Source organism: Rathayibacter agropyri, from assembly GCF_013249015.1.
Lineage (GTDB): Bacteria > Actinomycetota > Actinomycetes > Actinomycetales > Microbacteriaceae > Rathayibacter > Rathayibacter agropyri.
The window spans coordinates 1,063,907-1,079,064 of the sequence record NZ_JABRPL010000001.1; the positions used below are offsets into that span (position 1 = coordinate 1,063,907).

Below are 15,158 nucleotides of genomic sequence, written 5' to 3' on the forward strand. Positions count from 1 at the left end.
GCCCCGCCGGCGGTCTGCGCCTGCATCGCCTTCTTCTTCTCCGAGGGAAGGTGAGGCAGGAGCAGCCGCCGGCTTCTCCGTTCCCCGTGCGCGGTCTGCAGGGGTCGGTGCGGTCTGCAGGGTGTTCGTTCGGTTCCGATGCAGACGCGCGGCGGATCGGCGAAGACGCTTGGAATCCCCTGCAAATCGCACTGTCACCCACTCCTGACGCCACCTCGGGAGGCGCCCGCGGCGGCGGCGTCGCCCTCCGTAGAATGATCGGGTGACTCGCACGCCGCTCCGTATCGCCTCCGTCAATGTCAACGGCGTCCGCGCCGCTTTCCGGAAAGGGATGGGCGACTGGCTCGCCGCCCGCGACGTCGACATCCTTGCCCTGCAGGAGGTCCGTGCCTCCACCGACGATCTGACGGGACTGCTCGGCGACGAATGGGACGTGCTACACGACGCAGCCACCGCGAAGGGCCGCGCCGGAGTCGCACTCGCGTCGCGCAAGCGCGCCACGATCCACCGGGTCGCCTTCGGTGCCGACGACTTCGATTCGGCCGGACGCTGGCTCGAGGCCGACTACGAGGTCGGCGACCGCACGCTCACGGTCGTCTCGACCTACGTCCATTCGGGCGAGGTCGACACCCCCAAGCAGGTCGAGAAGTACCGCTTCCTCGACACGATGAAGGAGCGCCTCCCCGAATTGCAGGCGCACAATCCGCTCTCCGTCGTGATGGGCGACCTCAATGTGGGGCACCGCACGCTCGACATCAAGAACTGGAAGGGCAACGTCAAGAAGGCCGGTTTCCTCCCGCAGGAGCGCGCGTACTTCGACGAGTTCGTCGGCGCGGAAGGCGATCCCGACTACAACGCGGGTGCGGGCCTGGGCTGGATCGACCTCGGCCGACGCTTCGCCGGTGAGGTGCCCGGCCCGTACACGTGGTGGTCGCAGCGCGGCAAGGCTTTCGACACCGACACCGGCTGGCGCCTGGACTACCAACTGGCAACCCCCGAGCTTGCCGCGCTCGCCCGCTCCTACGCCGTCGACCGCGCCGACGCCTACGACACCCGCTGGTCGGACCACGCCCCGGTGGTCGTCGACTACGAACTCTGACCCTTCTCCCCCGCGGATCCCGCGACTCCGATCCCCCGAGGCCCCCATGACCCCCAGCACTCCGAGCGCCAAGCCCGTCATCCTCTCCGGCATGCAGCCATCCTCAGGCTCGCTGCACCTCGGTAACTACATCGGCGCCCTGACGCAGTGGGTCGCTATGCAGGAGGACTTCGACGCGTACTTCTGCGTCGTCGACCTGCATGCGATCACCGTGCCGCAGGATCCGCAGCAACTCCGCGAGCGCACTCGCGCGACGGCGGCGCAGTACATGGCGGCGGGCATCGACCCGGAGCGCTCGACCCTGTTTATCCAGTCGCACGTGCCGGCCCACGCCGAACTCGCCTGGGTGCTAACCACCCTGACCGGCTTCGGCGAGGCCAGCCGGATGACGCAGTTCAAGGACAAGTCGGCGAAGAACGGGACGGAGGCTGCCTCGGTGGGCCTGTTCACCTACCCGATTCTGATGGCCGCCGACATCCTGCTATACCAGGCTGATGCGGTGCCGGTGGGTGAAGACCAGCGCCAGCATCTGGAGCTCACCCGCGATCTCGCCGCGCGCTTCAACGCGCGCTTTGGCGAGACTTTCACCGTGCCACAGCCGCATATTGCGCGCGAGACCGCCAAGATCTTCGACCTGCACAATCCGGGCGCGAAGATGTCGAAGTCGGCGGAGTCGGAGTCTGGCCTGCTCAGCGTGCTCGACGAGCCGAAGGTAACGGCGAAGAAGATTATGCGCGCCGTGACCGACACTGAGTCGGACGTGCGCTTCGACCGCGCGGCCAAGCCCGGCGTCTCGAACCTGCTCACGATCTACTCCGTGCTCGCCGACCGCTCGGTCGAATCGATCGAGCGGGAGTACGCCGGCCGCGGCTACGGCGACCTCAAGAAGGGGCTCGTCGAGGTGGTCGCCGCGACCTTCGACCCGATCCGCGTCCGCACCACCGAACTGCTCTCCGACCCGGCCGAACTCGACCGCGTACTTTCGCGCGCCGCCGACCGCGCTGCTGAGACCGCGGAGCGCACCCTCGCTGCTGTCTACGAGCGCGTCGGCTTTCTCCGCCGCGCCCGCTGAGCGCGCCCCGGCGTGCTGACTGTCCAAAAGTTGTCGCACTCGGCGCCGAGTGCGACAACTTTTGGACAGTCGCGACGGGGCTGGGCTACTGCACGTCCTCGTCGACCCAGTCGAAGGTCTTCGTGACGGCCTTCTTCCAGAGGCGGTACTGGCGTGCTGCCTCGTCCTGGTCCATCTGCGGCGTCCAGCGCGAATCCTCCTGCCAGTTCTGGCGCAGGTCGTCCAGGTTCGCCCAGAAGCCGACCGCGAGGCCGGCCGCGTAGGCCGCTCCGAGCGCCGTGGTCTCGGCGACGACCGGGCGAACGACCGGGACGCCGAGAATGTCGGCCTGGAACTGCATCAGCAGGTTGTTGGCGATCATTCCGCCGTCGACCTTGAGCTCCTGTAGCGGAACACCAGAGTCGGCATTCACCGCGTCCAGCACTTCGCGGGTCTGGAACGCCGTCGCCTCGAGCGCAGCACGGGCGATGTGGCCCTTGTTGACATAGCGGGTAAGCCCGACCAGCGCTCCGCGCGCGTCCGAGCGCCAGTACGGCGCGAAAAGGCCGGAGAACGCGGGGACGAAGTACGCGCCTCCGTTGTCCTCGACCGTGGCGGCCAGCTCTTCGACTTCGGGGGCCGAGCCGATGAGGCCCAGGTTGTCGCGGAGCCACTGGATCAGCGAACCAGAGACCGCGATCGAGCCCTCCAGCGCGTAGTGCACTTCGCCGTCGCCCAGCTTGTAGCCGATGGTGGTGAGTAGCCCGTTCTGTGAGTGGACAATCTCGGTACCGGTGTTGAAGATCAGGAAGTTACCGGTGCCGTAGGTGTTCTTAGCCTCACCCGGATCGAACGCCGCCTGGCCGAACGTCGCGGCCTGCTGGTCGCCCAGAATGCCCGCGATCGGTACCTCGCGCAGCAGCGACGAGGACTCGACCTCGCCGTAGACCTCCGATGAGGAACAGACCTCGGGGAGCATCGACTTCGGCACACCGAACGCCTCGAGGATGTCGTCGCGCCACTCGAGGGTCTCGAGGTCGAGGAAGAGAGTGCGGGAGGCGTTGGTCACGTCCGTCTTGTGAACGCCGCCGTCGATACCACCGGTGAGGTTCCAGAGCACCCAGGTGTCAGTGGTGCCAAAGAGCAGGTCGCCCGCCTCCGCCTTCTCGCGCGCACCCTCGACGTTTTCGAGAATCCAGACGATTTTGGTACCCGAGAAATAGGTCGCGAGCGGGAGACCGACGATCGACTTGAAGCGGTCGGGGCCCACGTCGCCGGCGAGGCGGTCGACGATTGACTGCGTGCGGGTGTCCTGCCAGACGATCGCGTTGTAGACCGGCTGCCCCGTCGTCTTGTCCCAGACCACAGCCGTCTCACGCTGGTTGGTGATGCCGACGGAGGCGATGTCGTGGCGGGTCAGGTCGGCGCGGGAGAGGGCCTGGCCGATCACCTCGCGGACGTTGTTCCAAATCTCGATCGGATCGTGCTCGACCCAACCCGCGCGCGGGAAGATTTGCTCGTGCTCCTTCTGACCGGTGGAGACGATGGATCCCTTCTTATCGAAGATAATCGCGCGGGACGACGTGGTCCCCTGATCGATAGCGATGACGTAGTCAGCCATGAATGATTACTCCTTCGTAACGGGGTGAAGTGGCCGGCGGCGGCTTAGAGGACGGGCAGCAGCGCCAGTGAGGCGAGACCCGCCAGCACGCCGCCGACGATCGGGCCGACGACGGGGACCCAGGCGTAGCTCCAGTCGCTCGAGCCCTTGCCCTTGATCGGCAGCAGCGCGTGCGCGATGCGGGGCCCGAGGTCACGGGCGGGGTTGATGGCGTAGCCGGTCGGGCCGCCGAGGGAGGCGCCAATCGCGATCACCAGAATCGCGACGGGGAGAGCGCCCAGCGCGGCGAGTCCGCCGTCGCCTTGGCGTCCGCCGCCGAAGCCGATAACGACGAAGACGAGGACGAAAGTGCCGATGACCTCGGTGACGAAGTTCCAACCGTAGGAACGGATTGCCGGGCCGGTCGAGAAGACGCCGAGCTTGTTGGCAGCGTCAGGCTCCTCGTCGAAGTGCTGCTTGTAGGCCAGCCAGCAGAAGACTGCACCGAGGATCGCGCCGATCATCTGAGCCAGGATGTAAACAAGGATAGAGGCGACGTTGACGGGAACACCCGAGCCGAACTCCGTCGCTCCGCTCGCGGCGAGACCGAGCGTGACGGCAGGGTTCAAATGAGCGCCCGAATTGTACGAGACGATCACGCCGGCGAAGACCGCAAAGCCCCAGCCGATGTTGACCATCAGGGTCCCGCCGTTCAGACCCTTGCTCTTGACGAGTGCGACGTTGGCGACGACACCGCAGCCGAGGAGCACGAGCATCGCCGTCCCCACCACTTCGGCAAGGAACACCACTCCGAGATTGTCCACGTTGACCTTTTCCTTTTCGTGTGACGGATGCGCAGAGACATCCGCTGCGGGCTTCAATGCCCGACGTGTGTGAAGTTATCGGCGCCCTGACGTAGCGACAAGGAACGGCGCGTGCACGTTTGTGCGTTGTCGCGACGACAACCCCGGATGAGGTTGATTCTCCATCCGGGGCTCGCGTCACTCGCCGGTCAGGAGGCCGGAACGGCGGTCGGCGCCTGCACCGAGGTGCCCCCGACGTCGACGCCGTTGTACTCCTTAAGGTGCGCGATAGTCAAGTCGACCTCACTCGTCCGCGTCGCGTCGTCCCAGCCGAGCACAGCACCGGTGTGCTCCGCAAGTTCCTCGAGGAGTTCGCGGCTCAGTCCGCCGGTGAAGGCGTGATTCGTGCGGCGCATGACCAGGTCGATCAGGTGCACGACGCTCTCGTGCTGCGCCAGGTAGCGGATCTCACCGGTGGTGAAGTCCTTATCGAAGTCGAGCGCCTCGTCGTGGCCGTCAGCCAGCGCCTCGATGACCTCCTGCGCACGGGTGCCGTAACGCTCAAGCAGCTGGCCTGTGCGGGCAGAGGACAGTCCGGAGCGGTGCTGGCTGATCCACTGCGCGCGCGACGCGTCGGTTCGCGGGAAGCCCTTGCCGCCTCCAATGGGGGTCTTCACGGTGGAGACGCGGCGGGTCACGCCGATCCGGGTGAAGACCTCGTTCGACAGGTGCTCGGAGAGGGCACGGAAGGTCGTCCATTTGCCGCCGACCAGGCTCAGGACAGTGGCACCCTTGCCGGGCAGCGTCGAGGGCTCGATGCGGTAGTCGCGGGAGACGAAGCCGGGGGCCTCATCATCGTGACGGGGCAGCGGGCGGATACCGGAGAACTTGAAGACGATCTGCGAACGGTCCACGGTGATCGCCGGGAAGACATGGTTCACGAGCTCGAAGAAGTAGTCGATCTCCTCCTCCGTGCACACTGCCGGCTTGGTGGGGTCGGCGTCGATGTCGGTCGTGCCGACCATCACGCGACCCTTCAGCGGATAAATGAGGACGATCCGGCCGTCACTGTGCTCGAAGAACATCTCGCGGCCCTCGCACGCCTCGACCAGCTCCGGGTTGTCGAGCACGATGTGCGAGCCCTTGGTACCGCCCATGAACGTCGTCTTCGTGCCGAGCGCGGTGTTGGTGAAGTCAGTCCAGGGGCCGGAGACGTTGACGATGATGTCCGCCGCGAAGGTGAATTCCTCGCCGCTCTCACGGTCGCGAAGGACCACGCCCTTCTCGTCAGCGCCGACGGCCTCGACGTAATTGGCCGCACGCGCCTTCTTGCCGCCGACGAGCGCGTCGTGCAGCACGTCGAGCGCCAGGCGCTCCGGCTCATGCACGGAGGCGTCGAAGTAGGTGGCGGTGTACTTGATCTTCGGGTCGAGCTTGGGCAGCTCGGCGAGCGAGCGCTTGCGGCCGTGGAACTGGTGACGCGGGACGGTGCCGCCGTCGCGAGAGAAGAAGTCGTAGAGCGTGAGGCCGACCTTGATCAGCAGCGCACCGCGCTCCTGCGGCTTGCCCGACTTGTGGGTGAGGAAGCGCAGCGGGGCCGCGAGGATACCCGAGAAGGTCGAGTAGATCGGGATGGTGGTCTGCAACGGCTTCACGTAATGCGGAGCGATCTTCAGCAGGCCGTTGCGCTCATGCACGCCCTCATTGACGAGTCGGAACTCACCGTTTTCGAGGTAGCGGATGCCGCCGTGGATCATGTGGCTCGAGGCGCTGGAGGCGCCGGAGACGTAGTCACCGCGCTCGACGAGAGCTACGTCAACACCGTTGAGCGCGAGTTCACGGAACGTCCCGATGCCGTTGATGCCACCGCCGATGACCAGGACGGTTGCGCGGGGGGTGTCGCGGAGAGCAGCGACGCTCTCGCGGAGAGCGGAGTTTCCGGGAGTTCCGTCGGACTGTGCCACTTCGTACTCGCCTTCGTGTCGTAGGGGTGTCGTCGAGGCCTGCGCTCATCATCCACCGCCCGGATGGACGATTGATTTCGCGGAGGAATACAGTCATCCTTGACCCGACAACACATCCGGTCAAGTCGGGTGAAAATCCGTGCAAGGAGCCGCAATGACCCCAGTCCGACCGGTCGTCGAACTCGACGAGACGACTCACGCGACTCACCCGGACAAGACGCGGGACGCGCTGCGTGCGGCGCAGCTGTACTACATGCAGGACCTGACGATGGACGCCATCGCACACGAGCTACACACGTCTCGCTCCTCCGTCTCGCGCCTGCTCTCGCACGCTCGTGCGACCGGGCTCGTCGACATCCAGATCCGCTCACCGCTCGACCGCGCGAGCGCGCTCTCGGCCGAGGTGCGCGCCCATTTCGACATCACGGCGCACATCGTTCCGGTACCCGACCACACCAGCGAGATCGACCGACTGGAGCGCGTGGCGCTCTCGGCGGCCCGGATCCTCGGGCAGTTCATCGACTCCAACATGATCGTCGGCATCGCCTGGGGGTCGACGATGAGCGCGATCAGCCGTCACCTGATCGCCAAGGAGACGCACAACACTCAGATCGTGCAGCTCAACGGGGCGGGAAACACCGAGACCACGGGCATCAACTACTCCAGTGAGATCCTCCGCCGTTTCGGCGACGCCTACGCGGCGAAGGTGCAGCAGTTTCCCGTGCCAGCGTTCTTCGACGACCCGACAACGAAGCAGGCGGTGTGGCGCGAGCGGTCCACTCGGCGGGTGCTCGAACTGCAACAGCGGATGGACGTGGCACTGTTCGGGCTCGGGTCGCCCTTCGCGGCGGTGCCCTCGAAGGTCTACATCGGTGGCTACCTTGAGCCGACCGACTTCACCTCGTTGAGCGCCTCCGGAGTCGTCGGTGACGTCGCGACGGTGTTCTATCGTTCCGACGGCAGTTGGGACGACATCCCGATGAACGAACGTGCAAGCGGACCCGACCTCTCCACCGTGGGGCGAGCGTCGCGCCGGATCTGCGTCGTCTCGGGCGCTTCGAAGCTGCCCGGCCTCCGCGGCGCCCTCGCCGCCGGCCTCATCACGGACCTCATCCTCGATGAGGGCACGGCCCGCGCCCTCATCTCCGACTGACGCCCCCGCTCCCCGCCCCCTTCCTCCCCGCGAGATACCTCGTGAGTACGCGACACGTCGACGGGGCGTACCCAAGAGGCATCTCGCGGGGAGGGAGAAGGGAGAGAGCTGGGGGTCAGGACTCGCGGGCGTGGGAGTCGAGGAACTCGTAGACCTCAGCGTCGTCGATGCCCGGGAAGGTGCCGGAGGGGAGCGGCGCGAAGACGTGAGCGTGCAGGCGGGCGCTGGGCCAGGCGTTGCCGTCCCAGCGAGCGGCAAGTTCGGTGGGGGCGCGGCGGCAACAGGACTCATCGGGGCAGCGCGAGAGCTCGCGGCGGTCGGTGTCCCTGCCGCGGAAGAAGCGCGCCTCAGCGAAGGGAACGCCCACCGTGATCGAGAACTCATCCGTCGCAGTCGTGCCGGTCTGCGATGCCGACCAGAAGGTGCCGGCAGGCGTGTCGACGTACTGGTAGTACTCCGTCGTGCGGTTGGTGCGGCTGAACGCTGAGCGCGCCGACCAGTAGCGGCAGACGACCTGGCCCTCGACCGCCCCGGTCACGTCGGTCGGCAGTGGAAGCCCGTCATTTTCGTAGGCCTTCTGAATCGAGCCGTCACCAAGGACCCGCAGGAAATGCATCCGGATGTCGAGGTGCGAGGTCAGCAGATTGGTGAAGCGCAGTGCCGCGGCCTCGTGGGTGACGCCGAAGCCGTCGCGAAAGTCCTCGACCGAGATGTCCCGGTCGCGCTTCGCCTCCTCAAGAAACGCCACGGCCGGCTCCAGCGGCATCAAGCAGGCGGCAGCGAAGTAATTGATCTCGAGGCGCTGGCGGAGGAAGTCGGCGTAGGTGACGGGGCGTTCGTGACCGAGGAGGCGGTGCGCCATGGCCTGTAGCGCGAGCGCGCGCAGGCCGTGCCCGCCGGGGATCGAGGCGGGCGGGAGGTAGATCCGCCCGTTGGCGAGATCAATGACCGAGCGCGCGGAGTGCGGCAGGTCGCCGACGTGAATGATCTCGAAGCCGAGGTGCCTGGCCATCTTCGAGACGGAGCTGTGCGTCAGCGCTCCCCCGCGGTGTCCGACGGTGCGCAGCATCTCACCGGCAACCTCCTCGATCTCGGGGAGGTAGGAGTTGCGCTCGCGCAGCTCACGGCGCTGGGCCGTGTTCGCCCGGCGCGCCTCCTCCGGAGTAGCGCTCGCCTCACTGCGGCGGCGGGCAAGTTCGCGGTAGACGCCGAGGAACGCCTCCAGCACCGGCGTGGTCAGGCCCTTGTTGACCTTGAACTCGGGCAGGCCGAGCGAGCGATAAAGCGACCCCTTCTGCACGCGGGCGAGTTCAATCTCGAGCGCGGCCCGCTCGCTCGGCGGCTCATCCGAGAGCAGGGCGGCCAGCTCCACCCCGAGCGCCGCGGCGAGGCGTTGCAGGAGGGAGAGTCGCGGCTCGCGCCGGCCCGTCTCGATGAGCGAGAGCTGACTTCCCGAGACGCCGACGCGCTCGGCCAGCTGGCCGAGTGTGAGTCCGCGGCGGGTGCGGAAGTGCCGCAGCCGCTGCCCGAGCAGCACGGCGTCGGAGCCTGCGGGGGGTGAGGAATCGGTCATGGCAGACTCCAGCGGTCGGTTGTGACGGGTGCGCAAAAAAACCGGTTCTTGACGGCTCCAGCGCCGGGAATACCTCCTGATCCTCCTCCATCCTGACTTCAGACACCATCGAACGCCCCTCCCGCCCCGGCCGGGGACTCCCCACCCCGTCGACGACGACCACCGAAAGCGGAGCCAGCATGAGCATCTTCAGCAACACCGTCCGACTTGAGCCGAGCACGATGACGGCGCCGACCACGGTTCCCGCCCCCGTGGTGCCCTCCGCGCCACTCGCCCTGCGCCGCTGGGTGCGCGAGACCGCCGCCGTTCTGAAGCCCGACGCGATCGAGTGGAGCGACGGCTCCCCCGCCGAGTGGTACCGCCTGACCGAGCGCCTGGTCGCCTCCGGCACGCTCCTCCCGCTGAATCCGGAGTGGCGGCCCGGCTCGTTCCTCGCCCGCACCGACCCCGACGACGTCGCCCGCGTTGAGGACCGCACGTTCATCTGCACCGCTGATGAGGCCGACGCCGGCCCCACGAACAACTGGCGGGACCCGTCCGCGATGAGGGCCGAGCTGGCGCCGCTCCTCGACGGAGCGATGCGCGGGCGGACGATGTACGTCGTCCCGTTCTCGATGGGCCCGGTCGGCGGCCCGCTCTCGCAGCTCGGCGTGCAAGTCACCGACTCGCCGTACGCGGTGCTGAATCTGCGGATCATGGCTCGCGTCGGCTCCGAGCCGCTCGCCGCCTTCACCGAGGACACCGCGTTCGTCCGCGGCGTGCACACGGTGGGCCTCCCCCTCCGCGACGCCGACGGCGCCACCCGCGAGGACGTGGCGTGGCCCTGCAACACCGTGAAGTACATCACGCAGTTCCCCGAGACGCGCGAGATCGTCTCGTTCGGCTCTGGCTACGGCGGGAATGCGCTGCTGCCCAAGAAGTGCTTCGCGCTGCGGATCGCCTCGGCGATGGGGCGCGAAGAGGGGTGGCTGGCCGAGCACATGCTTCTCATTCGCATCGTCTCGCCGGAGGGGCGGCGCTACCACGTGGCGGCCGCGTTCCCGAGCGCGTGCGGCAAGACCAACCTCGCGATGATGCAGCCCGCCCTCCCCGGCTGGCAGGTCGAGACGCTAGGTGACGACATCACCTGGATGCGCCGCGGCGAGGACGGGCGGCTCTGGGCGATGAACCCCGAGACCGGCTTCTTCGGCGTCGCCCCCGGCACCGGAGAGAACTCGAATCCGAACGCTGTTCAGACGCTCTGGGGTAACACGATCTTCACCAACGTGGCGCTTCGCGAGGACGGCGACGTCTGGTGGGAAGGGCTGACCGATGAGGCGCCCCAGCGCCTCACCGACTGGCGGGGGCAGCCGTGGACACCCGCGTCAGGCACTCCCGCCGCGCACCCCAACTCCCGCTTCACCGCACCCGCGGAACAGTGCCCCTCACTCTCCTCCGCCTGGGACGCCCAGGAGGGCGTGCCGCTGGACGCGATCGTCTTCGGCGGCCGACGCGCGAGCAACGTGCCGCTGGTGACCCAGGCCACGTCGTGGCAGCACGGCGTGTTCCTCGGGGCGACCATCGCCTCCGAGAAGACAGCCGCCGCAGAGGGGACCGTCGGCGAGCTGCGTCGCGACCCCTTCGCGATGCTCCCCTTCTGCGGCTACAACATGGCCGACTACTTCGCGCACTGGCTTGCACTCGGAGCAGAGTTCGGCGAGCGCGCTCCGGCGGTGTTCCAGGTGAACTGGTTCCGGAAGGACGCGAACGGCGACTTCCTCTGGCCGGGCTTTGGCGAGAACGCGAGGGTGCTGCAGTGGCTGGTCCGTCGCCTCGAGGGGCTGGCCCAGGCACGACGGAGCCCGCTCGGCGATCTCCCGCTCGCGATCAACACCCACGGACTGCAGCTGACCGTCGAGCAGAAGGAGGAGCTGTTCTCGGTCCCGGTCGAGGCATGGCTCGAAGAGTGCACGCTGACCGAGCAGTTCTTCGCTCGCTTCGGCGACCGCCTCCCGCAGGCACTGACCGACGAGCTGCGGGCGCTGCGCCTGCGGTTGCTGGCCGAGAAGCTGCCGTTGGCTGCGTGAGCGGGCTCCGGCCGGGCATCCCTGTGGCCCGCGGGCGGACCATCCCCCTTCTCGCAGCCTGCTCGCGGGTCCAGGATCTCGGTCGTCAGAACCGCCGGCGCTAGGGTCGGAGCGTGAAACTCCCGATCCTCGTCGTCAACGGCCCGAACCTCAATCTGCTCGGCACCCGTGAGCCCGGGCTCTACGGTTCCGAGACCCTTGCCGATGCCCAGGCGCTCGCCGCCGAGACCGCGCGGCGCCACGGCTTCGAGATCGAGACCTTCCAGAGCAACTCGGAGGGCGCACTCGTGGACCGGCTGCACGCGGCACGCGGTGCGGTCACGGGTATCGTCCTCAATGCAGGCGCGTACACCCACACCTCGGTTGCCATCCGGGATGCGGTCCTCGCCACCGAGCTGTCGATGGTCGAGGTGCACGTGAGCAATGTGCATCGGCGCGAGCCCTTCCGACAGCACTCCTACCTTTCGGACATTGCGCTTGCCGTCATCGTCGGCGCCGGGATCGCGGGCTACGGCTATGCGGTCGACGTGCTCGCGCGGGCCGCGGTCGCGCGCTGAAGGAGGTCGGCCGCTCCTTCGCAGTGCCGCCGACAATCGAGGACGTCGTGGCTACCTCGACGACACTGTCGACGGGGTCGTGGCGCACGCGCCGGCCCCAGTCATCGGTGCTTGTGCGCGGGAGCGAGCGCGCCTCCTAGACCTCGTTAGGGTCGCCGCCCACACGACCCGCGCGCTCCAGGGAGGTGATCGCGTCGCGCTCGTCGTCGGTCAGCTCGAAGCCGAAGACGTCGATGTTCGAGGCGATGCGTGCTCTGGTCGCGGATTTGGGGAACACGATGTGGCCGCGGTCGAGGTGCCAGCGCAGAACGATCTGAGCCGGGGTCACTCCGTGCGCTTCAGCCGCGCCCGTGAGGACGGGCAGCTCGAGGAGCGGGTACTTGTTCTGCCCGAGCGGCCCCCAGGCCTCGGTGGCGATACCGTGCTGGGTGCCGAAGGCGGTGACCGCTGGCTGCTGGTGGTAAGGGTGCAACTCGATCTGATTGACCGCCGGGATGACCTCGGCCGCCTCGAGAAGTCGTTCGAGATGCGGGACGAGGAAGTTGGACACGCCGATGGAGCGAGTACGGCCGGTCGCCTGCAACTCCTGCATCGCCTCCCAGCTCTCGACGTAGCGGTCCTGCCGGGGCACGGGCCAGTGGATGAGATAGAGGTCCACGGCGTCGAGGCCGAGCTTTTCGAGGCTCCGATCGAGCGCGGCGGGGGCGCTCTGGCGGCCCTGGTCGTCATTCCACAGCTTGGTCGTCACGTAGAGCTCGTCGCGAGGGATGCCTGCGGAGGCGAGTGCCCGGCCGACACCCTCCTCGTTGCCGTAGATGGCGGCGGTGTCGATGTGCCGGTACCCGAGCTCGAGCGCCTCGGCGACGATGCGCTCCGTCTCCTGCGGGTCGACCTTGAAGACGCCGAAGCCGAGTTGCGGGATGCTCGTGCCGTCGTTGAGAGTGAGGGTGGGGATGCTGGTCATGGCTCCAGCCTGTCAGCGTGTTACGGCGGCGGCCACCGGGTTGCGCCGAACACGGGGAGGCCCGAACGGGTCACGCGTCCCGATCGTCAGCGCAGTCGCCCGCCGAACCGGGGGATGATACGGATTCCCGTCCCGGCGAGTTCGCGCCGCAACTCGAGGACGATCCGGTCCCCTTCATCGCGCCACGCGCGTTGGACCTCGGGCGAATCGAAGCCTCCGTCCCACGGACGCTGGCTGTCCCACACGTCGTACCACGCCGTGATCCTGTCCTCGAGCGCCTGGCTCGCGCCGAGTTCGGTCGCTGTGGGTGTGAAGTTCTCCACCCCCGACGCCCAGAGACACCACGAAGCGCCAACGTCGGGAAAGAATCGCACATCCCGAAAATCATCGTCCATCTAGCACACCTCCTTGGCCTGGGGGAAACTAGTGATCAAGCGGTCTCGATTTCCTTTTCTCATCATTTCGAGGAGCGCTGACGGCGGAGGTTTACTACCGCCCAGCCGACCAGGAGAACAACCGCAGCGGTCACGGCGGTGATCACGAGATTCCAAGGGTCGCGTGCACCGACCGCAGCCGAGAGACCAGCCCCAGCCAAAGCCCCTACGAATGAAACAGCCAAATCCGCCCATGGCGTAAACTTTCTCGTCGGCCGCGTCTGGTCCCGCCGATCGTTCATGTCAGCTCACTCCTCGTATCACTCCTCGTAATATGACTGTTGAACTCAGTCAACCAACTCGATCGAGACGTAGTCAATAACATTGAGCTTATTTTCAGTAGCTGTAGACGCCGGCCGGAGACCCCAAGCCAGCAGATCATCGCCATCGGTTGGCGAGAATTAACTGCTTAGTCGAAGAAGAAGTGCCCGCAGCCCGACAATGCTCGCAGCGTTGGCCCGTTTCGAGAACCGACGGGAGTCCGAGCGTGCGGTCCACGCGAACGAGACCCATAGTCGTTCGTTAGCGCAGTCGCCCGCCGAATCGGGGGACGATACGGATTCCCGTCCCGTCGAGTTCGCGCCGCAACTCGAGGACGATCCGGTCCCCTTCTTCGTCCCACGCGCGTTCAACGTCCGGTGAGTCGAAGCCGCCGTCCCACGGGCGCTGGCTCTCCCACACCTCATACCATGCTGTGATCCTGTCCTCGATTTCTTGGCTCGCGCCGAGCTCGGTTGCCGTAGGCGTGATGTTCTCGACCCTTGACGTCCAGAGACACCACGAAGCAGTGAGGTCGGGAAAAAATCGCACTTCCCGGAAGTTTTCATTCACTTAGCAGACCTCCTTGCCCTGGGGGAAACTGGTGATCAAGCGATCGCTATCACTCGCCCAGGCAGCCCTCACCCGGAAAGAATACACGCGCTCTCTGGCATTCACTCCGCAAAAGATGATTATTGTTACTCCACAACGAGAATTATTGACCGTGTTCCCACACCTGAACTCGGGAAAACGGATGGCCTGCCCCGCGGAGAAGGCCATCAGGTCATTCCAGGACTCCATCTTATCGTTCTGAGGATCCCAGCCCGCCGCTCGCGCCGCGTCGAACTTATCCTGCGAGTTCCGCTCATGCTCGCCGTGGATGTGCTTGTAACCCCATCCGGTCTTCGCCCCTCCAGTCCCGCATTTCAGTCTCACATCTTGTGAGGCGCCATCCCACCAGTGCACGTCCTGCGCGAAGACATCGTCCTCATGATTGAGACTGAAACAGCCGAACCACTGGTTCCAATCGATCAACTGCGGCCTGACATCTCCGCCCTCTCGGGACGACTGGTCGGGAAGTCCGACAGTCGCCGCGGCAATGTCGGCAGGGTCGGCGGCGGTCAGAACGCCGTCGTGCATGACCCCGCTTCGCACCTCTAGGAGGGGACGCCGTCGACGCGCGGAGTGATCACGAAGGGCGGGTTCGTGACAATCTGGTCGAACCGCTCCCCCGCGACCGGTTCGTAGAGACTGCCGAGACGAAACTCGATGTTCTCGATCCCGTTCAGCGCCGCAGTGAAGGAGGCGAGGGCGAGCGCCCGCTCGGACTCTCACCGAAATCGCCCTATCTTGGCACGGGGACCTGACGCCGTTCGCTTGCTACGAGTCCACCACCGCACACCGAGCCAAATGATTAAACCAATTCCTGGGAATAACAGAAGGACGACTCCCCAAACCACCTTATAATATAAAGAGACTCGTTTTTCTCGGGCCGTTATTGCGAGGGTCCAAATGGACCACGCCACAACGATAACCGAAAGACCGAGGAATATTATATGGAAATATGAAGTATTAGCAACCGTGATCAATACACCTTCCTGGAGTGGCACTACGAGGCTTATTCAGAGCCCTACCG

Annotated in this window: 13 protein-coding genes and 1 pseudogene; 5 read left to right on the forward strand and 9 right to left on the reverse strand. The window is 66.3% G+C overall.

The genetic code is table 11. The annotated features are described in order from the left end of the window. Positions 1-262 precede the first annotated feature (262 nt). Both HRF29_RS04875 and trpS read left to right on the forward strand, forming a co-directional pair. The gene (locus tag HRF29_RS04875; RefSeq protein WP_173245367.1) at positions 263-1,099 is read left to right on the forward strand and encodes an exodeoxyribonuclease III; all 837 of its coding nucleotides are present in this window, start codon (positions 263-265) and stop codon (positions 1,097-1,099) included. A 46-nt stretch (positions 1,100-1,145) separates the two neighbouring features. Continuing rightward, entirely contained in the window at positions 1,146-2,171 is a 1,026-nt protein-coding gene (trpS, locus tag HRF29_RS04880; protein ID WP_173245370.1) for a tryptophan--tRNA ligase, read from the forward strand. Between the two features lie 85 nt (positions 2,172-2,256). Here the strand turns inward: trpS and glpK are convergent, their stop codons facing one another. From glpK to HRF29_RS04895, 3 genes are all read right to left on the reverse strand, one after another. Beyond that, positions 2,257-3,771, reverse strand: a complete 1,515-nt coding sequence (gene glpK / locus HRF29_RS04885; protein ID WP_173245373.1) for a glycerol kinase GlpK — start codon at positions 3,769-3,771, stop codon at positions 2,257-2,259. Positions 3,772-3,815: 44 nt separating this feature from the next. After that, positions 3,816-4,526 carry an MIP/aquaporin family protein gene (locus HRF29_RS04890; RefSeq protein WP_187698274.1) on the reverse strand — a complete coding sequence of 237 codons (711 nt, stop codon included), beginning with the start codon at positions 4,524-4,526 and terminating at the stop codon, positions 3,816-3,818. A gap of 236 nt (positions 4,527-4,762) precedes the next feature. After that, complete coding sequence (locus HRF29_RS04895; protein ID WP_173245381.1) at positions 4,763-6,517, reverse strand: FAD-dependent oxidoreductase; 1,755 nt, start codon at positions 6,515-6,517, stop codon at positions 4,763-4,765. A gap of 154 nt (positions 6,518-6,671) precedes the next feature. On the opposite strand from HRF29_RS04895, the gene HRF29_RS04900 reads away from it, so the two are divergent. Continuing rightward, entirely contained in the window at positions 6,672-7,670 is a 999-nt protein-coding gene (locus HRF29_RS04900; RefSeq protein ID WP_173245384.1) for a sugar-binding transcriptional regulator, read from the forward strand. Between the two features lie 115 nt (positions 7,671-7,785). Here the strand turns inward: HRF29_RS04900 and HRF29_RS04905 are convergent, their stop codons facing one another. Further along, positions 7,786-9,243, reverse strand: a complete 1,458-nt coding sequence (locus HRF29_RS04905; RefSeq protein ID WP_173245387.1) for a helix-turn-helix domain-containing protein — start codon at positions 9,241-9,243, stop codon at positions 7,786-7,788. Positions 9,244-9,422: 179 nt separating this feature from the next. On the opposite strand from HRF29_RS04905, the gene HRF29_RS04910 reads away from it, so the two are divergent. Continuing rightward, positions 9,423-11,309, forward strand: a complete 1,887-nt coding sequence (locus HRF29_RS04910) for a phosphoenolpyruvate carboxykinase (GTP) (protein ID WP_425503097.1) — start codon at positions 9,423-9,425, stop codon at positions 11,307-11,309. Positions 11,310-11,422: 113 nt separating this feature from the next. Then, entirely contained in the window at positions 11,423-11,866 is a 444-nt protein-coding gene (gene aroQ, locus HRF29_RS04915; RefSeq protein ID WP_173245390.1) for a type II 3-dehydroquinate dehydratase, read from the forward strand. Positions 11,867-12,002: 136 nt separating this feature from the next. Here the strand turns inward: aroQ and HRF29_RS04920 are convergent, their stop codons facing one another. The 5 genes and pseudogenes from HRF29_RS04920 to HRF29_RS04940 form a co-directional block, all read right to left on the reverse strand. Beyond that, positions 12,003-12,830 carry an aldo/keto reductase gene (locus HRF29_RS04920; RefSeq protein WP_173245393.1) on the reverse strand — a complete coding sequence of 276 codons (828 nt, stop codon included), beginning with the start codon at positions 12,828-12,830 and terminating at the stop codon, positions 12,003-12,005. 86 nt (positions 12,831-12,916) lie between these two features. After that, the gene (locus tag HRF29_RS04925; RefSeq protein ID WP_173245396.1) at positions 12,917-13,225 is read right to left on the reverse strand and encodes a hypothetical protein; all 309 of its coding nucleotides are present in this window, start codon (positions 13,223-13,225) and stop codon (positions 12,917-12,919) included. A gap of 561 nt (positions 13,226-13,786) precedes the next feature. After that, a complete protein-coding gene (locus HRF29_RS04930; protein WP_173245399.1) occupies positions 13,787-14,095 on the reverse strand; it encodes a hypothetical protein in 309 nt (102 codons plus the stop codon). Continuing rightward, entirely contained in the window at positions 14,096-14,662 is a 567-nt protein-coding gene (locus HRF29_RS04935; protein WP_173245402.1) for a hypothetical protein, read from the reverse strand. A gap of 20 nt (positions 14,663-14,682) precedes the next feature. Further along, positions 14,683-14,850: pseudogene (locus HRF29_RS04940) on the reverse strand (methyltransferase); the annotation flags it as partial. Between the last annotated feature and the right edge of the window lie 308 nt (positions 14,851-15,158).